Source organism: Streptomyces bicolor (assembly GCF_000719285.1).
In the GTDB taxonomy this organism is placed as follows: domain Bacteria; phylum Actinomycetota; class Actinomycetes; order Streptomycetales; family Streptomycetaceae; genus Streptomyces; species Streptomyces bicolor.
On record NZ_JOFS01000005.1, the window covers coordinates 1 to 19327 of the forward strand.

Annotated in this window: 19 protein-coding genes and 1 pseudogene; 12 read left to right on the forward strand and 8 right to left on the reverse strand. The window is 70.7% G+C overall.

Features of this window, described 5'->3' with window-relative positions:
- Positions 1-92: 92 nt before the first annotated feature.
- The 6 genes from IF78_RS0106230 to IF78_RS0106255 all read left to right on the forward strand — a co-directional run bounded on the left by IF78_RS0106230 (position 93) and on the right by IF78_RS0106255 (position 5532).
- Positions 93-1031, forward strand: a complete 939-nt coding sequence (locus IF78_RS0106230) for a DUF6807 domain-containing protein (protein ID WP_031483920.1) — start codon at positions 93-95, stop codon at positions 1029-1031.
- Positions 1025-1777: a cupin domain-containing protein gene (locus IF78_RS0106235; RefSeq protein WP_031483922.1), complete on the forward strand. Its 753-nt coding sequence runs from the start codon at positions 1025-1027 to the stop codon at positions 1775-1777. Before IF78_RS0106230 ends, IF78_RS0106235 begins: the two co-directional genes overlap by 7 nt.
- Before the next feature lie 68 nt (positions 1778-1845).
- Positions 1846-3129, forward strand: coding sequence for an ABC transporter substrate-binding protein (locus IF78_RS0106240; protein WP_031483924.1), 1284 nt, complete (start codon positions 1846-1848; stop codon positions 3127-3129).
- Positions 3126-4064, forward strand: coding sequence for a carbohydrate ABC transporter permease (locus IF78_RS0106245; RefSeq protein WP_031483926.1), 939 nt, complete (start codon positions 3126-3128; stop codon positions 4062-4064). The genes IF78_RS0106240 and IF78_RS0106245 overlap by 4 nt, the downstream gene beginning before the upstream one ends.
- On the forward strand, positions 4061-4927 hold the full coding sequence (locus IF78_RS0106250; protein WP_031483928.1) for a carbohydrate ABC transporter permease: 867 nt from the start codon (positions 4061-4063) through the stop codon (positions 4925-4927). Before IF78_RS0106245 ends, IF78_RS0106250 begins: the two co-directional genes overlap by 4 nt.
- A gap of 5 nt (positions 4928-4932) precedes the next feature.
- Positions 4933-5532: a hypothetical protein gene (locus IF78_RS0106255; protein ID WP_031483930.1), complete on the forward strand. Its 600-nt coding sequence runs from the start codon at positions 4933-4935 to the stop codon at positions 5530-5532.
- On the opposite strand, the gene IF78_RS0106260 is transcribed toward IF78_RS0106255, so the two are convergent.
- Positions 5529-6596, reverse strand: coding sequence for a glycerophosphodiester phosphodiesterase family protein (locus IF78_RS0106260; protein ID WP_031483932.1), 1068 nt, complete (start codon positions 6594-6596; stop codon positions 5529-5531). The genes IF78_RS0106255 and IF78_RS0106260 overlap by 4 nt on opposite strands.
- Before the next feature lie 282 nt (positions 6597-6878).
- Here IF78_RS0106260 and IF78_RS0106265 point away from each other — a divergent pair, with 282 nt between their 5' ends.
- Positions 6879-7331 carry a phospholipase gene (locus tag IF78_RS0106265; protein WP_031483933.1) on the forward strand — a complete coding sequence of 151 codons (453 nt, stop codon included), beginning with the start codon at positions 6879-6881 and terminating at the stop codon, positions 7329-7331.
- A 63-nt stretch (positions 7332-7394) separates the two neighbouring features.
- Here IF78_RS0106265 and IF78_RS0106270 read toward each other — a convergent pair whose 3' ends face one another.
- Positions 7395-9650 (reverse strand): heavy metal translocating P-type ATPase, encoded by a 2256-nt coding sequence (locus IF78_RS0106270; RefSeq protein ID WP_031483934.1) that lies wholly within the window; start codon positions 9648-9650, stop codon positions 7395-7397.
- Between the two features lie 67 nt (positions 9651-9717).
- A complete protein-coding gene (locus IF78_RS0106275; RefSeq protein ID WP_031483935.1) occupies positions 9718-9933 on the reverse strand; it encodes a heavy-metal-associated domain-containing protein in 216 nt (71 codons plus the stop codon).
- Between the two features lie 187 nt (positions 9934-10120).
- On the opposite strand from IF78_RS0106275, the gene IF78_RS0106280 reads away from it, so the two are divergent.
- From IF78_RS0106280 to IF78_RS48825, 3 genes are all read left to right on the forward strand, one after another.
- Positions 10121-11062, forward strand: coding sequence for a hypothetical protein (locus IF78_RS0106280; protein ID WP_031483936.1), 942 nt, complete (start codon positions 10121-10123; stop codon positions 11060-11062).
- Between the two features lie 79 nt (positions 11063-11141).
- On the forward strand, positions 11142-11597 hold the full coding sequence (locus IF78_RS44880; protein ID WP_078662330.1) for an NUDIX hydrolase: 456 nt from the start codon (positions 11142-11144) through the stop codon (positions 11595-11597).
- Positions 11598-11827: 230 nt separating this feature from the next.
- Positions 11828-12340: a hypothetical protein gene (locus IF78_RS48825; RefSeq protein WP_031483938.1), complete on the forward strand. Its 513-nt coding sequence runs from the start codon at positions 11828-11830 to the stop codon at positions 12338-12340.
- A 41-nt stretch (positions 12341-12381) separates the two neighbouring features.
- Here IF78_RS48825 and IF78_RS45740 read toward each other — a convergent pair.
- The 3 genes and pseudogenes from IF78_RS45740 to IF78_RS0106300 all read right to left on the reverse strand — a co-directional run.
- Positions 12382-12570 (reverse strand): annotated as a pseudogene (locus IF78_RS45740) (iron chelate uptake ABC transporter family permease subunit); the annotation flags it as partial.
- A gap of 49 nt (positions 12571-12619) precedes the next feature.
- On the reverse strand, positions 12620-14455 hold the full coding sequence (locus tag IF78_RS0106295; protein ID WP_031483939.1) for a glycoside hydrolase family 15 protein: 1836 nt from the start codon (positions 14453-14455) through the stop codon (positions 12620-12622).
- Between the two features lie 169 nt (positions 14456-14624).
- Complete coding sequence (locus IF78_RS0106300) at positions 14625-15404, reverse strand: DeoR/GlpR family DNA-binding transcription regulator (protein ID WP_031483940.1); 780 nt, start codon at positions 15402-15404, stop codon at positions 14625-14627.
- 143 nt (positions 15405-15547) lie between these two features.
- Here IF78_RS0106300 and IF78_RS0106305 point away from each other — a divergent pair, with 143 nt between their 5' ends.
- Positions 15548-16429, forward strand: a complete 882-nt coding sequence (locus IF78_RS0106305; RefSeq protein WP_031483941.1) for an SIS domain-containing protein — start codon at positions 15548-15550, stop codon at positions 16427-16429.
- Between the two features lie 66 nt (positions 16430-16495).
- Positions 16496-17359 (forward strand): class II fructose-bisphosphate aldolase, encoded by an 864-nt coding sequence (locus IF78_RS0106310; protein ID WP_031483943.1) that lies wholly within the window; start codon positions 16496-16498, stop codon positions 17357-17359.
- Here the strand turns inward: IF78_RS0106310 and IF78_RS0106315 are convergent.
- Both IF78_RS0106315 and IF78_RS0106320 read right to left on the reverse strand, forming a co-directional pair.
- Complete coding sequence (locus IF78_RS0106315; protein ID WP_031483945.1) at positions 17325-18110, reverse strand: class I SAM-dependent methyltransferase; 786 nt, start codon at positions 18108-18110, stop codon at positions 17325-17327. The two genes, IF78_RS0106310 and IF78_RS0106315, sit on opposite strands and share 35 nt — an antisense overlap.
- A 30-nt stretch (positions 18111-18140) precedes the next feature.
- Positions 18141-19274, reverse strand: a complete 1134-nt coding sequence (locus tag IF78_RS0106320; protein WP_031483947.1) for a methyltransferase — start codon at positions 19272-19274, stop codon at positions 18141-18143.
- Between the last annotated feature and the right edge of the window lie 53 nt (positions 19275-19327).

The following is a 19327-nucleotide window of genomic DNA, read 5'->3' on the forward strand; positions in this document are numbered from 1 at the left end:
TGGCCATCACCTGGCTCGCACCCTTGGCCGTGCACCCACCGGGACCGAGAGGTCACAACCCTACCCAGGGCTGCAGAAGGGATGGTCCTCTAATGAGCATCCGCGTCACCCACGCGCACGGCGACCACATCGCGGTCACGGCTGCGAACGGCACCGAGATCCTGCGGTACGTCTACCGCCCCGACCCGGATGCCTTCGAGTCCCGCAAGCCGTACGCCCACCCCGTGCGCACCCTCGCCGGGCACACCGTGACCGGCTATCGGCCCAGCGACCACCGCTGGCACAAGGGCCTGCAGATGACCGCGAGCCATCTGTCCGGCCAGAACTTCTGGGGCGGCAACTGCTATGTGCACGGCGAGGGTTACCTCCCGCTGCCCGAGCGCATCGGCTCGATGCGGCACGACGGCTTCGGCGAGTTCACGGTCGAGGACGACCGGCTCGCCTTCACCGAGGAGCTCACCTGGGTGGAGAACGGCGGTGAGGAGTGGGCACGCGAGGTGCGCGGGCTCACCGTCCACTCGGTGGACGAGACGGCCGGCGCCTGGGCCATGGACTGGTCGATCCGGCTGACCAACGTCCGTGCCGAGCCTCTGTCCTTCGGCTCGCCCACCACAGCGGGCCGGGAGATGGCCGGCTACACGGGGCTCCAGTGGCGCGGCCCCCGCGACTTCACCGGGGGCACCGCCTTCGGGCCCGACCTCGACGGGGGAGCGGGAGCGGACGCGGGCAAGCTGATGGGCACACAGGGCCCGTGGCTCGCCTTCACCACCGAGCACGACGACACCGACGGCCACTCCACGCTCGTCTTCGCGCACGCACCCGAGAACCTCGACGAGAAGGCCGCGATCCACGAGTCGCACTGGTTCGTGCGCTCCGAGCCGATCCCGACCGTGGCGTTCTCCTGGGCGTTCTTCGAGGAGTTCGAGCTGCCGCCCGGTGAGTCCTTCGCGTACCGGTACCGGGTCGTGTTCGCCGACGGGGCCTGGGACCGGGAGCGGGTGGCCTCCCACCTGGAGGGAATGCCGTGGTGAAGCCCAACCTTCCGCACCCGCTGCCCGGCGCCGTGGGCCTGTCCCACCTCAGTGCCTACGACTGGGAGGCCGCCGACGGCGTGTGCGGCGGCAGCCCGCATCTGCACCTGGTGTGTACGGAGGCGTACGTCGTCACGGGCGGCCGGGGTGCCGTACAGACCCTGAGCCCGGACGGGTACCGGGACATCCCGCTGGAGCCGGGCTCGGTCGCCTGGTTCACGCCCGGGACCGTGCACCGCATGGTGCAGGGCGGCGATCTGCGCATCACCGTGCTGATGCAGAACAGCGGGCTGCCGGAAGCCGGGGACGCCGTCTTCACCTTCCCGCCCGAGGTGCTCGCGGATCCGGAGCGGTACGCGGCCGCCGCAGCGCTCCCGCCGGGCACCGGCCCGGAGACGGCCGCCGCCGCGCGCCGCCGCAGGGACCTCGCCGTCGAGGGCTACCTGGCCCTGCGCGAGGCGCTCGTGGCCGGCGACAACGGCCCGTACCGGGACTTCCAGCGTGCCGCCGCCCGGCTCGTGCGTGCCAAGGTGCCGAACTGGCGGGAGCTGTGGCGGGCGGGGGCGCTGGCCACCGCCGAACGCACGGGCGCCCAGCTCGATGCGCTGGAGGCCGGCGAGCCGGCGTACCTCACCGACGCGACCGCGTACGAGACCGCGCCCACCCGGCTGGGCGGCTTCGGTATGTGCGGCCGCCGGGACGAGTACAACCTGCCCGGCACGACGCTGCCGTACGGCGGCGAGTAACCGCGCTTTCCCAGGGGGGCAGAGGGGGGCCGTCAAGAAGGTCCGAGGAGAAGAGAGGTGACCTCGGCATGCCCGGACACAGGACAAAGGGGTTCTGCGCGTCGGCCGCCGCACTCGCGCTCTGCGTGATGCTGGCGGGCTGCGGAGGATCCGGGGAGTCGGTCGGCGGCGGCAAGGTCGTGCTGCGCTACACGTGGTGGGGCAACCCCGACCGCGCGGAACGCACCGAGCAGGCCGTCGCCCTGTTCGAGAAACAGCACCCGAACATCCAGGTGCAGACGTCGTTCTCCGCCTACGAGGCGTACAAACAGAAGCTCGCCACCCAGGCCGCGGGCGGCGACGCCCCCGATGTGATGCAGCTCGACTACCGCCAGATCGACCAGTACGCCACCGGCGGCGTCCTGCTCGACCTCGCCGAGCAGAAGGCCGTACTGCGCACCGAGGAGATCGACGCGGGCCTGCTCGCCACCGGCCGGCTCGACGGCACGCAGTACGCGATTCCGCAGGGCCGCGGCACCGAGACCGTCGCCTACGACGTCGAGGCGTGGAAGGCGTCCGGCGTGCCGCTCCCGGGCAAGAGCTGGACCTGGAGTGAATGGGCCGACACCATGCGGGCGTTGGCGAAGAAGACCGGCAAGCCCGGCGCCACGGACCCCGGCTGGAGCGAGGACTCCTTCGAGGTCTGGCTGCGCGGCCAGGGCAAGTCCCTCTACACGAAGGACGGCGGCCTCGGCTTCACCGCCGACGACCTGACTCGCTGGTGGACGTTCACCGACAAGCTCCGGCGCGAGGGCGTCGTCTCGCCCGCCGAGCAGACCACACAGCTCGACGGCTCCGTGGAGAACACCCCGCTCGGGCGCGGCGAGGCCATGTCCGACACCAACTGGGATGCCCCGGCGAGCGGTTACCTCGCCCTCATACCGAGTGGCGTCGCACTCGCGCCGATGCCGTCCGGTGCGGACGGCACCCCCGGTCAGTACTTCAAGCCGTCGATGTTCCTGGGCGTCGGGGCCAACACCGGTCACCCCAAGGAGGCGGCACAGCTCGTCGACTTCCTCATCAACGACCAGGAGGCCGCGAAGCTCCTCGGCGCCACCCGCGGCATCCCCGTCAACGACTCCGTCCGCGAGGAGATCGAGCCGCAGCTCAAGGACTTCGACAAGACGATCGCCGCGTACCAGGCCTCCCTGGAAGGCACCCTCAAGGACCCGCCGCAGGCCCCGCCCTCGGGCGACAACGCCCTGCAGACCACCTTCCAGCGCGACTACGACCAGGTGTCGTACGAGCGCATGTCACCCCGCGAGGCGGCCGAGAACTACGTCACCGAAGCGAAGGCGGAGCTGAGGTCATGACCACCACCACGATCCCCACAAAGGCGCAGCCCGCCACCGCCGCCGTCCCGAAGCGCCGGCCCAGGCGCGAACGCCAGGGCCCCGCCTGGGTGTTCCTGTCCCCGTGGGTGCTCGGCGCGACCGTTCTGACGCTGCTGCCGATGGCCGTGTCGCTGTACCTGTCCTTCACCGACTACGACCTGTTCAACCCGCCGCGCTGGGTGGGCCTGCGCAACTACGTCCAGATGTTCACCGAGGACCCGCGCTACTGGCGGTCGGTGGTGACCACCGTGACGTACGTCGTCATCGCCGTGCCGCTGCAACTCGCGCTCGCTCTCGTCGTCGCGCTCGCCCTGAAGTCCATGAAACGCGGCAAGGGCTTCTACCGGTCCGCCTTCTACGCCCCCTCGCTGCTCGGCGCGTCGATGTCCATCGCCCTCGTGTGGCGCGCGATCTTCAACGACGGCGGCACCGTGGACAACCTGTTCGGCACCGGCGGCTGGGTCAACAAGCCCGGCTGGGCGCTGCTCGCCGTAGCGCTGCTGACGGTGTGGCAGTTCGGGGCGCCGATGGTCATCTTCCTCGCCGGCCTCCAGCAGATCCCTGGCGAGCTGTACGAGGCGGCCGCCGTGGATGGGGCCGGGAAGTGGCGGCAGTTCCTGTCCGTGACGGTGCCGATGCTGTCCCCGGTCCTGTTCTTCAACCTGGTCCTCCAGACCATCCAGGCCTTCCAGGTCTTCACGCCCGCCTTCGCCCTCAGCGCCGGCAAGGGCGGCCCCGCCGACTCGACCCTCGTCTACACCCACTACCTCTACGACCGCGGCTTCGTCGCCTCCCACATGGGCTACGCCTCCGCCATGGCCTGGGTGCTGCTGATCGTGATCGGCGCCGTCACGGCGGTGCTGTTCCGCACCTCGCGCTCCTGGGTCTTCTACGCCTCCGAGGGGGACCGATGACCGCCCTACCGACCACCGTTTCCCGAAAGCCGGTTCGCTGGGGCGGGATCGCCCTGCACCTCGGCTGTCTGGCCGCCCTGCTGGTGATGCTGTACCCGCTGGCGTGGCTGCTGGCCACCTCGCTCAAGCCGGCCGTCGAGGTCATCGCGAGCCTCGACCTGCTGCCGAGCCGTCTGGAATGGTCGAACTACTCCACGGCCCTGGACGGCGTCAACGACGTCTCCATCTGGCGGCTGCTGACCAACTCGCTGCTGATCGCGGGCGGCGCGGTCCTCGGCAACGTGATCAGCTGCTCGCTCGCCGCCTACGCCTTCGCACGGCTGCGCTTCCGCTTCCGCGGACCGCTGTTCGCGTTCATGATCGCGACGATCATGCTGCCGCACCACGCGGTGCTGATCCCGCAGTACATCATCTTCAACCAGCTCGGTCTGGTGAACACCTACTGGCCGCTGATACTCCCGAAGTTCCTCGCCACGGAAGCCTTCTTCGTGTTCCTCATCGTGCAGTTCATGCGCGGTCTGCCGCGCGAGCTGGAGGAGGCGGCCCGTATCGACGGCTGCGGCCCGTTCCGCAGCTTCTTCCAGGTAGTGCTGCCGCTTACGCGCCCCGCGCTGATCACGACCGCCATCTTCACCTTCATCTGGACCTGGAACGACTTCTTCACCCAGCTCATCTACCTCTTCGACCCGGACAAGTTCACGCTCACGCTGGCCCTGCGGTCGTTCGTGGACGCCTCCAGCACCTCGGCGTTCGGACCGATGTTCGCGATGTCCGTGATCGCGCTGCTGCCGATCGTGCTGTTCTTCCTCGCCTTCCAGCGCCTGCTGGTGGAGGGCATGGCCAGCTCCGGACTCAAGGGGTGAGCGGGATGCCGGTACGTGAGGCGGGCGAGGTGTTCGGCCCGCGGACGACACTCTTCGCCGATGTACTGAGCGTCGGCCTCGCCACGGCCGTCGCCGGTCTGCCGCTGCTGACCGCCCCGGCCGCGCTGTCTACGGCATGCGCGGTGCTGCGAGGTGCGCGGGAGGGCCGACCCGCCACCGCCGGGCGGTACTTCGCGCTGCTACGGCGGCGGCTGCGCGTCGGCGACCTGGCGGCGGGCGCCCTCGCGGTGGCGGGGGCGCTGCTGTTCGCCGCCGACCTGGCGCTGGCGGGGGCGGGACTCCCGGGTGCGCCGCTGTTCGCGGTGACGGCCGCCGCGATCGGCGTCTGCGTCACGGTGGTGGGCCTCAGGGCCTGCGCCCGCCGCGACTCGCTCTCCGACTGGCGTGCGGCGGTGCGCGAGGCAGCCCGGGATTCCGTGCGGGACGTGGGCGGCAGCGGCCTGGTGCTGCTCGCGGTGGCCACCGCCGCCCTCTGCGCGTGGATGCTGCTGCCGCTCGCCTTCCTCGCCCCGGGGCCGCTGGCCCTGGCGCTCGCCGCCGTGGACGTACGGAGGGAGGACGCGGAGGGGAGGCGGGCGGCTTAGCGCGAGTAGTACGGCTTGGGCAGGCGCAGGCCGCGGTCGGCCATGATCTGCCGTACCCGGTCGGGGTAGTTGGTGATGATGCCGTCGACGCCCATGTCCATCAGGGCTTCGACGGTGGCCGGGTCGTCGCAGGTCCACGGGACGACCTTCAGGCCGCGGGCGTGGGCCTCGCGGATCATCGTCCGGTCGGGGTAGAAGCGGAAGCCCGGGTCGCCGATCTTGCCGCTCTGCGGGAAGCCGTAGTTGGGGGAGAGGACCTTGACGCCGGGGACGGTGGCGGCGGCCTTGACGAAGTCGCCGTCGTAGTCGTCGGCGTCGATCCCGCCGAGCCACGGGGAGGCGCCGGGCTTGCCGACCTGGAGGAAGTCGTAGTTGGTCAGTGCGACCAGCGGCCACCTCGGCGCCAGCTTGTGCATCGCCTTCAGCGCGCCCCAGTCGAAGGACTGGATCGTGACCTGGCGCTCGATGCCCGAGCGGCGGATCTCCTCGAACACCCGGCGTACGAACAGCTCACGCGGCGCGGTCTGTTCCTGGGCGCCCGCCTCGACCTTGGTCTCGATGTTGAGCTGGACCTGCCGGGCCCGGTAGCTCTTGACCAGGTTCAGTACGTCCTTCAACTCGACCATGCGGGCGCCCTTGATCTGCTCCTGCTCGGGGTAGCCGGGCAGTTGCCGGTACCCGCAGTCCATCGTGCTGATCTGAGCGAGCGTCAAGTCCTTGATGTACTTGCCGACATACGGATACAGCGGGTCGCCCGGCGTGACCGGTGCCGTGTCCTTGCACTTCTGGGCACTGACCTGCCGGTCGTGGGTGACGACGACCCTCTCGTCCTTGGTGACCTGCGTGTCCAGCTCCAAGGTGGAGACTCCGAGACGCAGCGCCTTGCCGAACCCCTCCAGGGTCGACTCGGTCGTCATGCCGATGCCGCCGCGGTGGGCCTGGAGGTCGAAGGGGGTCTTGTGCGGCGATACGCCGAAGCCGTCGTGCGGAGTCGCGTGAGCGGCCGCCGGGGAGGCGAGCAACGCGGCCACGGCCAGGCCGGCGAGGGCAGGTCCTGCGGACATCGAAACCTCACTCGTTTCGGTTCGGGGCGAGTCGGTTCGGGCGACCACTAGAAGCTAGTTCGACGGCGGATGGGCTCAACCGCCCTGACGTGAGGGCGTCGTGAATGCTCGGAGAACGGCTCTCGGCGGCATCCCGTCGGGTTCATCCTCCGATCTCCCGGCAGGTCCAAGAGTTAAGGGGCCATTAGGGCGCATGCGGTGGGAAAGGGCTGTTCGGGTGCCGATCATCTTGTCATGAACCTGCGACCCGATCGGCGGGTCGCAGCCTCATGGAGGTGTGGAATGCACCGCAGACTCGCCACCGGTCTTGCCGCCTCAACCCTCTCCCTCGCGACCGTCCTCGCCGGCGCCCCGGCCGCGACCGCCGCTCCCGCCGACAAGCCCCAGGTACTGGCCGGTTGGACCCAGACCAGCGCGTCCAGCTACAACGCCTGGGTCGCCGCCCGCGCCAACCAGTCCGCCTGGTCCGCGTACGGGTTCGACTGGTCCACGGACTACTGCTCCTCCTCGCCCGACAACCCGTTCGGCTTCCCCTTCGCCACGTCCTGCGCCCGGCACGACTTCGGGTACCGCAACTACAAGGCGCTGGGCGGGTTCGACGCCAATAAGTCGCGCCTCGACAGCGCCTTCTACGAGGACCTCAAGCGTGTGTGCGCGAACTACAGCGGTGCGACGAAGAGCGCCTGCAACAGCACGGCGTGGACGTACTACCAGGCCGTGAAGGCCCTCGGCTGACACGCAGTCAAGGATGAGGGGGCGCCGCCTGCGCGGCGCCCCCTCATCCTTCCTGCCGATGAATCAGCTCGCGGCCCGGAACGAGCGCAGCCGCAGCGAGTTGCCGACCACGAACACCGACGAGAACGCCATGGCCGCCCCGGCGATCATCGGGTTGAGCAGTCCGGCCGCGGCGAGCGGCAGCGCGCCGACGTTGTAGGCGAAGGCCCAGAACAGGTTCGACCGGATCGTGCCGAGTGTCCTGCGGGCCAGCCGGATCGCGTCGGCGGCGACCCGCAGATCGCCGCGCACCAGGGTGAGATCGCCGGCCTCGATCGCGGCGTCCGTGCCGGTGCCCATCGCCAGGCCCAGGTCGGCCTGCGCCAGGGCGGCCGCGTCGTTGACGCCGTCACCGACCATCGCGACCGAACGCCCCTCGCCCTGAAGGCGCTTGACGACATCGGCCTTGTCCTGCGGCAGTACCTCGGCGATGACGTCCTCGGGCGCGATACCGACCTCGCGGGCGACGGCGTGGGCGACGGCCTCGTTGTCGCCGGTCAGCAGGATCGGGGTGAGGCCGAGGGTGCGCAGTCGCCGGACCGCTTCGGGGCTGGTCTCCTTCACCGCGTCGGCGACATCGAGGACCGCCCGTGCCTCGCCGTCCCAGGCGACCGCGACGGCGGTACGGCCGGCCGCCTCGGCCTCGGACTTGGCGCGTGCGAGGTCCTCCGGCAGTTCCATGGCCCACTCTTCGAGAAGCCGCTCCCGGCCCACGAGCACCGCGTGGCCGTCGACGATGCCCTGCACGCCGAGCCCGGGCACGTTCGCGAAGTCCTCGGGCGTGGGCAGCGCACCCAGCTTCTCCAGCGCCCCGTCGGCCACGGCACGGGCGATCGGATGCTCGGAGGCGTGCTCCAACGCGCCCGCCAGCCGCAGGACTTCGGCCTCGTCGGCCTCCTCGGTGGTGTGCACGGCCAGCAGGGTCATCCGGCCGGTGGTCACGGTGCCCGTCTTGTCCAGGACGATCGTGTCCACCTTGCGCGTGGACTCCAGCACCTCCGGACCCTTGATCAGGATCCCGAGCTGCGCGCCCCGCCCGGTGCCCACCATCAGTGCGGTCGGTGTGGCCAGGCCCAGGGCGCACGGGCAGGCGATGATCAGTACGGCGACCCCGGCGGTGAAGGCGGCGGCCGGCCCGGCGCCGTTGCCGAGCCAGAAGCCCAGGGTGCCCAGCGCGAGGGCGATCACGATCGGCACGAAGACGGCGGAGATCCGGTCGGCGAGCCGCTGCGCGGCTGCCTTGCCGTTCTGCGCGTCCTCCACCAGCTTCGCCATCCGCGCGAGTTGGGTGTCGGCGCCCACGCGGGTGGCCTCGACGACGAGACGGCCGCCGGCGTTGATCGTCGCCCCGGTGACCGGGTCGCCCTGCGCGACCTCGACCGGCACGGACTCGCCCGTCAGCATCGAGGCGTCCACCGCCGACGAACCCTCGACGACCGTGCCGTCGGTGGCGATCTTCTCGCCGGGGCGCACGAGGAAGCGGTCGCCGACCGTCAACTCCGAGACGGCTATGGTCCGTTCGCCGCCGTCCGCGCCCAGTACCGTGACGTCCTTGGCGCCCAGCTCCAGCAGCGCCTTCAGCGCCGCGCCCGCCTTGCGCTTTGAACGGGCCTCGAAGTAGCGCCCCGCCAGGATGAACGCGGTGACACCGGCGGCCGCCTCCAGATAGATGTTCCCCGAGCCGTCACCGCGGGAGATGGTCAGCTCGAAGGGGTGGGTCATGCCCGGCTCGCCCGCGGTGCCGAGGAACAGCGCCCACAGCGACCACAGGAACGCGGCCGACGTACCGACCGAGATCAGCGTGTCCATGGTGGCGGCGCCGTGCCGCAGATTGGTCAGCGCCGCCTTGTGGAAGGGCCATGCCGCATACGTCACGACGGGCGCCGCCAGCGTGAGTGACAGCCACTGCCAGTACTCGAACTGCAGGGCCGGGATCATGGCCATCGCCACGACGGGCACGGCCAGCGTCACGGCGGTGACCAACCGCTGCCGCAGTGGTCGCAGTTCATCGTCCTCGTCGGCGCCCCCGGCCTCTTCCCGCACGGGCGGCGCGGGCTCCTGCGCGGTGTACCCGGTCGCCTCCACGGTGGCGATCAGGTCCTGGACGGAGACGTCACCGCCGTAGCTGACCTTCGCCTTCTCGGTGGCGTAGTTGACGGTGGCGGTCACGCCGTCCATCCGGTTCAGCTTCTTCTCGATGCGCGCCGCGCACGAGGCGCAGGTCATGCCGCCGATGGCGAGCTCTACCTCGGTCGTGGGGTCGGACGCGGTGGTGGTCATCGCTGCTCCTCGTGCGGGGTGCGGGCCGAGCCCGGTGCGGCCGGGACCCGGCGGTTCGGGGTGCGGGTCAGGCCGCGCGGCCGGTCAGCTCGTAGCCGGCGTCGTCGACGACCTCGGCGATCAGGGCGTCGTCGGCTTCGGCGGCGCTGGTGACGGTGACCTGCCCGGCCACGAGATCGACATCGACGCCGGTGACGCCGTCCAGCTCGCCGATGACCTTGGTGAGCGTGGCCTTGCAGTGGGCGCAGCTCATACCGGAGACGGCGTAGGTGGTGGTGGACATGGGTTCCTCCTGAGGGGCGGGGCTGAAGTTAACCGCTATACGGGGCGGGGGTATCCTTGCGATGTCCATGTATACCCCTAGGGGGTACGCAAGGCAAGTCGGGAATCGCTTTGACTCCATACCCCTGGGGGGTATGCTGAAGTGCACCAAAGACCATATCGAAGGACCCGACCCACAGGAGACCGCCATGCATGCCGGACTGAGGATCACCGCGTTCGCCGCCGCACTGGCCGCGACCTTCGGCACCGCCTACGGCGTGGGTAAGGGCGTCGACCCCGTCGCCGAGGGCCCGGCGCCCGCCCGCCACGAGAGCCACAGCGAAGCCTCGCCGGCACCGCAGGGAGGCGGCGGGCAGGAGACGACGCCGGGCGGGCTCCAGATCTCCGAGGGTGGCTACACCCTCGACCTGAAGACCCCGAGCGTCACCGCGGGGAAGCGCTCCGACCTGAACTTCGTGATCCGCGACAGCGCCGGCCGCGCCGTCACCGCGTTCCGGCGCGAGCACGAGAAGGAACTGCACCTCATCGTGGCCTCGCGCGACCTGGTGACCTACCGCCATCTGCACCCCACCCGTGCCGCCGACGGCACCTGGAGCATCCCCGTCGAGCTGCCCCGCGCGGGCGGCTACCGGGTCTTCGCCGACTTCACCCCGGCGAAGAAGGGCGCCGAGAACCTCGTCCTCGGCGCGGACCTGGCCGCCTCCGGCCCCTACCAGCCCCAGCGACTGCCCGCGCCGAACACCACCGCGAAGATCCACGGCTACGAGGTCCGCCTGGACGGCGCACTGAGCCCGGGCAAGGAGAGCGAACTCAAGCTGAAGGTCTCCCGTGACGGTCGCCCCGTCACGAACCTCCAGCCCTACCTCGGCGCCTACGGCCACCTGGTGGCCCTGCGCTCCGGCGACCTCGCGTACCTCCACGTCCACCCGGGCGGCGAACCCGGCGACGGAAGGACCAAGCCCGGCCCCGAGATCTCGTTCCACGCCACGGCACCGAGCGGCGGCGCGTACCGGCTGTTCCTCGACTTCAAGCACGAGGGGGAGGTGCACACCGCGGCGTTCACGGTCCGGGCGGGTGCGGTCACCGCACAGGAGTCATCGCATGAGGAAGAGCCCGAACACGGGCACTGAGGATCGGCATGGCCCGCGTCTTTGAGGGGAAATCACTGATACCGCAGGCGGGTCGTCGCTATCGGGCAATGGGGGGCGTATGGAACTTCCGGACGGGCTTCGGCTGGACGGAGGGCGGGTGGTGTTCCCCGAATCGGTGTGCGCCCTGCATGTGACCGATGCGGAAGAGGTCCTGCTGGTCCGGCAGGAACGGGCGGCCCACCACCGCTCCACTCTGGAACTGCCCGGCGGGAAGGTGAACCAGGGGGAGCACCTCGTCGAAGCCGCCCTGCGCGAACTGTCCGAGGAGTCGGGGTGTGTGGCGCAGGACGGCGAGGAACTCCTCACCCTGGACATGGACTTCTCCGTCTCTGTGCACCGAACTCATCTCGTGCGGGTTCACAAGCTCGAGCTGTCCCAGCGGGGCGCGGAATTCGGCCTGGTCTGGGTGCCCTTGGAGGAAGCGCGCAATCTGGTGCTGGGCGGAGAGATCACGCATGCTCCCACGGTCGCGGCGATCCTGCTCCTGTCCGGCCGGGGGCAGGGCACACCGTGAACGGTGTGATGGACGGGTTACCGTCTGTTGCTTCCGAAGTCGCCGGCGGCGTGATCCTGGTGATCGGTACGGCCACCGCACACCGCGCGATCGGTGCCTGGAGGACTCGGGCGGAGCGCCGTATGTGGCGGCCTATCCTGAAGAACGGCCGTCCCCTGGGGCTCGTGCTCACCTGTCGGCGCGGGCCTCTGCCCCGTAGCACTCACCGTACGAGCATCAACGAGGTCCGGGTGCTGCTCGAGTTCACCCCGACCTTCGACAAGATCGGGATCGAGTATCGGATCACGGACTCGCTGGACGCCGCCGACTCCGAGCTCTCCGCCGAGAATCTGTTGATCCTCGGTGGACCGGCCGTCAACGACGTCTCCCGTCGGGCCTTCGACGCCCTCCAGGACAGGCTGCCGGTGAGCATCAACCTGGACGATGTCGCGATCACCATCGCCAACCGCCGATATGCACCTGAGTACGACGCCGACGTGCAGAAGGTCGTCAAGGACTACGGTCTGGTCGTGCGTTGCCAGAATCCCTTCGACCCCTCGGGCAGGACCGCGGCCTTCCTCGTGATGGGCTGCCACGGCTTCGGCACCGCCGGCTCGGCCCGGCTGCTGCGCGACCCCGGTCTGGCACGGCAGTTGGCGGCGGAGGTCGACCAACGGGACTTCGTGGCGATCGCGGAGATCCGGGTGCACGGGCAGGAGTACGGTACCCGGATCGTCGAGTCCTTTCTCTTTCCGCGTTGTTGAGGCCGGCCTCGCACCGTTCGTTGCCTTGGCGCCACCGCCCGCACGGTCAGATCAAACTGGGCCGTCTCATGGGCCCGCTGCGAGGCGAAGTCCGCGACGACCACGAGCAGAGCGCCGGCGCAGGTGGCGGCCAGGAGGTTGGGGCCGGGGGCCCGGGTGAGCCGGCGGGCCAGTTGCGGGGCGATGAGCGCGACGAACGGGATCGGGCCGGCGGCCGCGGTGGCCACCGCGCAGGCCGCCGTGGTTGGATGTCTGCTTCCTTTGCCGTGAGAAGTGCCGTCATCCCAGGGCGCGGTCCAGGTTGAAGGCGGCACTGATCAGGGCAAGATGTGTGAACGCCTGCGGGAAGTTGCCCTGTTGCTCGCCGGTGTGGCTGATCTCCTCGGCGTACAGGCCCAGATGGTTGGCGTACGTGAGCATCTTCTCGAAGGCGAGCCGCGCCTCGTCGATCCGTCCGGCCCGGACCATGGCCTCGACGTACCAGAACGAGCAGATCGAGAACGTGCCCTCGTCGCCGCGCAGTCCGTCGGGGCTCGCCATCGGGTCGTAGCGGTAGACCAGCGAGTCGGACACCAGCTCCTGGGTGAGGGCGTCCAGCGTGGACAGCCACTTGGGGTCGGTCGGCGCGATGAACTTCGACAGCGGCATCATCAGCACCGCCGCGTCGAGCACGTCGCCGTCCTCGTGCTGGACGAAGGCCTTCCTCGTCTCGGACCAGCCGCGCTTCATGATCCGCCGGTAGATGGTGTCCCGGCACTCCCGCCAGCGCGGCAGATCGGCGGGCAGACCGCGCCGGTTGGCCATGCGGATGCCCCGCTCGATCGCCACCCAGCACATCAGCCGCGAGTACAGGAAGTTCTTGCGGCCGCCGCGGGTCTCCCAGATGCCCTCGTCGGGCTGGTCCCAGTGCTCGCACACCCAGTCCACCAGCGCGCACACGTCGTCCCACTGGTCGCTGGAGATCGGCTCCGCCCACTTGTCGTAGAGGTAGATGGAGTCGATCAGCGCGCCGTAGATGTCCAGTTGGAGCTGGCCGGCGGCGGCGTTGCCGACCCGCACCGGGGCGGATCCCAGATGTCCCTCCAGGTGGTCGAGTTCGCGCTCGGTCAGATCGGTGCGGCCGTCGATGCCGTACATGATCTGCAGCGGGCCGGCGTGACAGCCGTCGCCGCGACTGACGTACTGGGTCAGGAAGTTCATGAACGCCGCGGCCTCACCGGTGAAGCCCAGCCGCAGCAGGGCGTACACGCAGAAGGCGGCGTCGCGGATCCAAACGTACCGGTAGTCCCAGTTGCGTTCGCCCCCGGGCTGTTCGGGCAGGCTCGTCGTCGGTGCGGCCACGATGGCGCCGGTGGGCGCGTAGGTGAGCAGCTTCAGGGTGAGCGCGGAGCGGTGCACCATCTCCCGCCAGCGGCCCCGGTACTTGGAGGCGGACAGCCAGCGCCGCCAGTACGCCACCGTGCTGCTGAACTGTTCCTCGGCCTCGGTCCGCGCGCACCGGCGCGGGTTCACCTCGCCGCCGACCTGGTCCAGCGCGAACACCGCCGACTCGCCCTGGGCGAGCTTGAACTCGGCGCACGCGTCCAGGCCGTCCATCTCCAGCGGCACGGTCGCGGTCAGCCCGAGCGACAGCTTCTCCGACTCGAAGACCGCGACGTCGCCCGCCATCCGGACGGTGTGCGGCGCGGCGCCGTAGTCGAAGCGCGGGGCCACACGCGTCCGGAACGGGATGGACCCGCGCACGCACACCACGCGCCGGATCAGCCGGTGGCGGTCCGCCTCGACCGAGTCGCCGTCGACCGGCATGAAGTCCTGCACCTCGCCGACGCCGTCCTCGGTGAAGAACCGGGTGATCAGGACGTTCGTGTCGGGGAAGTAGAACTGCTTGGTCTTCGCCGGCACCGCGGCCGCCAGCTCGAAGCAGCCACCCCGCTCGGCGTCCAGGATCGCCGCGAAGACGCTCGGTGCGTCGAAGGCCGGGCAGCAGTACCAGTCGATCGTGCCGTCCGTCCCGACCAGGGCCACACTGCGCAGATCGCCGATCAGCCCGTGCTCAGCGATCGGCACATACCGCGACGCCGCCGGTCCGCCCCGGTCGATCGGTGTCGTGCTCATCGCAGCCTCCCTGGCCCGCCATGCGCCTCGGTCCCAGCGTAGGTGGAATCGGGCGGGCTGGTGGCGGGAACGGGGCAGGCGGCCAGCTGGTGATGGGATCACTGGCGATCGGGGGTGGTCAGGTGATAGCGGGCGTGCCCGGGCAGGCACTCTGCGACCGGAGCCCGGGTCAGACCGTGATGACCGTCAGCCCCGCGTCCTCGAAGCGTGCCACCGTGTCCGCCGTGGCCGCCGTGTCCGTGACCAGGGTGTCCACCGCGTCGGCCGCGCATATCCGGGCGAACGCCCGCCGGCCCAGCTTGCTGGAGTCCGCCGCCACGATCACCCGCTCGGCCCGCTCGCACAGCAGCCGGTTGATCGCCGCCTCCGCCTCGTCGTGCGCGGCGGCGCCGTGCGCGACGTCGAGGGCGACGACGCCGAGCACGGCCACATCGATCGTGATCTGGGCCAGCACCCCGTCCGCGAGCGGCCCGATGAGCTCGTACGACTGCGGGCGCGCGACCCCGCCGGTGACCACGATCTTGAACTGGGGCCGCACGGCCAGCTCATTGGCGATGTTGAGCGCGTTCGTGACGACGGTCAGCGCCGGCGCGCCGGACGCCAGGTCGCTGCGCACCGCCAGGGCGCGCGCCACCTCGGTGGTCGTCGTACCGCCGGTCAGCCCCACCGCCTCGCCGGGCGCGACGAGGTCGGCCACCGCCTTGGCGATGCGCTGTTTCTCGGAGGCGTGCCGGGCCGTCTTGTAGCGCAGCGGCAGTTCGTACGACACCCCGTGCACGACGGCGCCGCCCCGCGTGCGGACCAGCATCTGCTGCTCGGCGAGCTGGTCGAAGTCGCGGCGGATCGTGGCGGCCGACACCTCGAGCTCGACGGCCGCCTCCTCGACGTCCAGCCGGCCCCGCTCGACGAGCAGCTCCAGCAGCGCTTTCCAGCGCGCATCGCGCGACATCCGCCCTCCATTCCTCGATCTCCGGCGACCTTAGCGCACGCCCTTCAACCGGAATGCTTGATTCTGCTCGAAAGCTAGCGATATCTTGCAAGAGTAATCATGGATGCAGGCATGAGACCCCATCGGAAGCCGGAGGGCGCGGCATGACGCATGTCGAGGACGAGCTCAACAGCCAGCCCGGGTGCTGGACCCGCGCCGCGGCGGAGGCGGCCGGACTCGGCGGCGTGCTGCCGGCGCCGGGCGAGCGGGTCGCCGTGGTCGGCTGCGGCACGTCGTACTTCATGGCGCAGGCGTTCGCCGCGCTGCGCGAGGGGGCGGGCCAAGGGGAGACGGACGCCTTCGCCGCGTCGGAGTTCCCGCACGGGCGGACGTACGACCGTGTCCTCGCCCTCACCCGCTCCGGCACCACCACCGAGGTCCTCGACCTGCTGGGGCAGGTGAAGGGCCATACCCGCACCACGGCGATCACCGCCGACCCGGACACGCCCGTCATGACGGCAGCGCACGACATCGTCGTCCTCGACTACGCGGACGAACGGTCCGTCGTCCAGACCCGGTTCGCCACCACCGCCCTCACCCTGCTCCGCGCCCACCTCGGCCTGCACCCCGACGCGGCCGTGGCCGACGCCCGCACCGCACTCGCCGGCGAACTGCCGGAAGGGCTCGTGGAGTGCGGGCAGTTCACCTTCCTGGGCCGTGGCTGGACGGTGGGGCTGGCCAATGAGGCCGGGCTGAAGATGCGTGAGGCGTCGCTGTCCTGGACCGAGGCCTACCCGGCGATGGAGTACCGGCACGGCCCGATCAGCATCACCACGGGTGGCACCGCGACCTGGATGTTCGGCGAGGCGCCCGAGGGGCTGGCCGAACAGGTGCGCGCCACCGGCGGGTTGTGGATCGAGGGCCGCCTCGACCCGCTCGCCGAACTGGTCCGCGCCCAGCGCCTCGCGGTCGCCGTCGCAGCGGCCCGCGGCCTCGACCCGGACCGGCCGCGCCACCTCACCCGCTCGGTGATCCTCGCCCCCTGAGGGATCCTCCGCACCCGTTGACGCGTCCCGTCACGCGCCGGGACAGGACAGGAGAAAGGACAGACCGTGCCCCTCGTGACCACCGGCGAGCTCATCACCAGTGCCGCCGCGGACCGCTCCGCCGTCGCCGCCTTCAACGTCATCACCCTCGAACACATCGAGGCGGTCATCGCCGGTGCCGAGTCGGTGAGTTCGCCCGTCGTCCTCCAGGTCAGCGAGAACGCCGTCAAGTTCCGCTATGGACGGCTCCTCCCGCTCGCCCGCGCGGCTGTCACCGCCGCCGAACGCGCCGCCGTCCCCGTCGCGCTGCACCTCGACCACATCCAGAGCGACGACCTGCTGCGCCAGGCGCCGGACGCCGGGTTCAGCTCCGTGATGTACGACGCGGCCAGGCTGCCGTACGCGGACAACCTCGCCGCGACGAGAGCCGCCGTCGACTGGGCGCACGCCCAAGGCCTCTGGATCGAGGCCGAGTTGGGGCGGCTGGGCGGCAAGAACGGCGAGCCGCCGCTCGACGCCCACGCCCCCGGCGCCCGCACCGATCCCGCCGAGGCGCACGCCTTCGTCACGGACTCCGGCGTCGACGCCCTCGCGGTGGCCGTCGGCAGCTCCCACGCCATGACCACCCGCACCGCCACCCTCGACCACAACCTCCTCAAACGCCTTTCCACGGCCCTGGACGTCCCCCTCGTCCTGCACGGCTCCTCGGGCGTCCCCGACGGCGAACTCACCGCGGCCGTCGCGGGCGGCATCGCCAAGGTCAACGTCGGCACGGCCCTCAACATCGCCATGACCGCCGCGATCCGCGACTTCCTCGCCGCCCACCCCGAGGCCGTCGACTCGCGCAAGTACCTGAGCGTGGGGCGGGAGGCGATGGTCCAGGCGGTGGCACGGATCATCGGCGTGCTCGGCCGACCGGCCGCGCGGTGAGGACCGGCTGGTAGTACCCGCTGAGCGCGGAGGCGTGCCAGGTGAGGTCGGTGAAGCCGGCCGCGTCGGCGAGGTCGGTCACCTGCCGCCGGGTCAGGGCCCAGTAGGGGGTGCGGCGGACCCGGACGTCCCAACCGTCCGCCGCGGGGACGAGCTGGAAGTGTTCGAGGTCGTAGTGTTCGCCGTCCTCGTGCCACTGCCAGAGCTGGAAGGTGATCACCTTTCCGGCGGCGGTCTGCGACACCTGCGGCGGAGTCGCCGCGGGCCTGGTGCGCCGGGCCTCGTCGTAGTCGCGCACGGTGAGGACGAGCAGTCCGTCCTCCCTGAGCACCCGCCGCATCTCCCGCAGCGCCGCCTCGACGTCCTGCCCGGTGAGCAGGTGCGGCAGCGCGTTGTCCGCGCACAGGACGACATCGAAACCGGACGGTCCGAACGGCAGTCGGCGCATGTCCGCCGCCACCGCCGGGAGAGCGGCACCCCGGGCCGCCGCCTCCGCGACCGCACGCGCGACGGCCACGGCACTGAGATCGCTGCCGACGACCTGGTGGCCGACCCGCGCCAGCCCGATCGCCTGTGTGCCGATCCCACACGCGCAGTCGAGGATCCGGTGCGGACCCGCACCGAGGCGGCCGCCGATCAGATCGTCGAACACCGCCGCCTGACGGGCCATGCCGGCGTCCCAGTCGACGAACATCCGGTGGTAGTCCGGGGCAAGTGCGTCGTAGAACGCCCGCACGGAGGAATCAGACACGGACTCCACGGTAGTCGTCCGTGACCGCGGCTACCTCTTCACGGCCCTCAGCACGACGAACTTCGGGTCGGACGCGACCAGTTGACTGTTTCCGAACAGCTTCCGCAGCTTCACGTGGTACCCGAGATGCCGGTTGCCGATCACCCACAGCTCACCACCCGGCCTCAGCGCACGCCGCGCCCCCGAGAACATCCGCCAGGCCGTCGTGTCGGTCGTCGCCTGGTGGGAGTGGAACGGCGGATTGTTGAGCACGAGGTCGACGCTCCCGGACGGCACACCCGCCAGCCCGTCCCCGACCCGGAACTCCGCGTGCCCCGGCACCCCGTTCGCCCGGTACGTCGCCTCGGCCGAGGCCACGGCCTGGAACGACTCGTCCACGAACAGCACCTCGGCCTCCGGGTTCGCCAGCGCCACCGCCGTGCCGACGACCCCGTTGCCGCAGCCCAGATCCACCACCCGCTGGGCACCCTTCCCGTCCGGCAGCTGCCCCAGGAAGAACCGGGTACCGATGTCGAGCCGGTCGGCACAGAAGACGCCCGCGTGGTTGACGACCGTGCGCCCCGAGACGGCCCCCACACCATCGGGGAGCGTGTAGGTGTACGGCCACGGGTTCGCGGGCCGCGCCGACGAGGGCTCGGGCGTGCAGAAGATCAGCCGGGCCTTCTTCTCGGCGAGCGAGGTGCGGGTCGGGCCGAGGATCCGCTCGAACTGCTGGAGGGTCGAGGTGTGGATCTCCTTGACCATGCCCGTGCCGATGACCACCGTGCCCTCGTGCAGGGACGGCGCCAGCCGCAGCAGCTGGTCCTCCAGCAGCGCCAGGCTCTTCGGCACCCGCACCAGCAGGACGTCGATGCGGTCCGGCGGCGCGTCCTGCGTGGTGAGCAGCCGGACGGTGCCCGGCTCGACGGCGTGCCGGGCGAGGTTGGCGCGGGTCGCCTCCTGGGTCAGAAAGGAGTCCGTGATCTGCGTCGGCCGGTGCTCGGCGAGCGCCGTGACCAGGGCGCCCCAGCGGTCGCCGACGACCACGACCGTGCCGGAGAGCGGGATCTCCCGCTCCGCCAGGTGCCTGAGGAGATACTCGTCGGAGGCGTCCCAGGCGCGCAGCCTCTCGCGCGGGTCCTCGGGGAAACGGGTCAGCGCGAGCTCGCCCCAGGGCGTCGTCATACGGTCGTTCATCGTGCGTCCAGGCTAGCCGAGCCGCAGCTCACGGCCGGTGG

Excerpts from the sequence above, each read along its gene's own strand:
- IF78_RS0106245 (WP_031483926.1), top strand. The coding sequence starts at position 3,126 with ATGACCACCACCACGATCCCCACAAAGGCGCAGCCCGCCACCGCCGCC.
- IF78_RS0106280 (WP_031483936.1), top strand. The coding sequence starts at position 10,121 with ATGCATGCCGGACTGAGGATCACCGCGTTCGCCGCCGCACTGGCCGCG.
- IF78_RS0106230 (WP_031483920.1), top strand. The coding sequence starts at position 93 with ATGAGCATCCGCGTCACCCACGCGCACGGCGACCACATCGCGGTCACG.
- IF78_RS0106270 (WP_031483934.1), bottom strand. The coding sequence starts at position 9,650 with ATGACCACCACCGCGTCCGACCCCACGACCGAGGTAGAGCTCGCCATC.
- IF78_RS0106305 (WP_031483941.1), top strand. The coding sequence starts at position 15,548 with ATGACGCATGTCGAGGACGAGCTCAACAGCCAGCCCGGGTGCTGGACC.
- IF78_RS0106255 (WP_031483930.1), top strand. The coding sequence starts at position 4,933 with ATGCCGGTACGTGAGGCGGGCGAGGTGTTCGGCCCGCGGACGACACTC.
- IF78_RS0106260 (WP_031483932.1), bottom strand. The coding sequence starts at position 6,596 with ATGTCCGCAGGACCTGCCCTCGCCGGCCTGGCCGTGGCCGCGTTGCTC.
- IF78_RS0106320 (WP_031483947.1), bottom strand. The coding sequence starts at position 19,274 with ATGACGACGCCCTGGGGCGAGCTCGCGCTGACCCGTTTCCCCGAGGAC.
- IF78_RS0106250 (WP_031483928.1), top strand. The coding sequence starts at position 4,061 with ATGACCGCCCTACCGACCACCGTTTCCCGAAAGCCGGTTCGCTGGGGC.
- IF78_RS0106265 (WP_031483933.1), top strand. The coding sequence starts at position 6,879 with ATGCACCGCAGACTCGCCACCGGTCTTGCCGCCTCAACCCTCTCCCTC.
- IF78_RS44880 (WP_078662330.1), top strand. The coding sequence starts at position 11,142 with ATGGAACTTCCGGACGGGCTTCGGCTGGACGGAGGGCGGGTGGTGTTC.
- IF78_RS0106295 (WP_031483939.1), bottom strand. The coding sequence starts at position 14,455 with ATGAGCACGACACCGATCGACCGGGGCGGACCGGCGGCGTCGCGGTAT.
- IF78_RS0106275 (WP_031483935.1), bottom strand. The coding sequence starts at position 9,933 with ATGTCCACCACCACCTACGCCGTCTCCGGTATGAGCTGCGCCCACTGC.
- IF78_RS0106240 (WP_031483924.1), top strand. The coding sequence starts at position 1,846 with ATGCCCGGACACAGGACAAAGGGGTTCTGCGCGTCGGCCGCCGCACTC.
- IF78_RS0106300 (WP_031483940.1), bottom strand. The coding sequence starts at position 15,404 with ATGTCGCGCGATGCGCGCTGGAAAGCGCTGCTGGAGCTGCTCGTCGAG.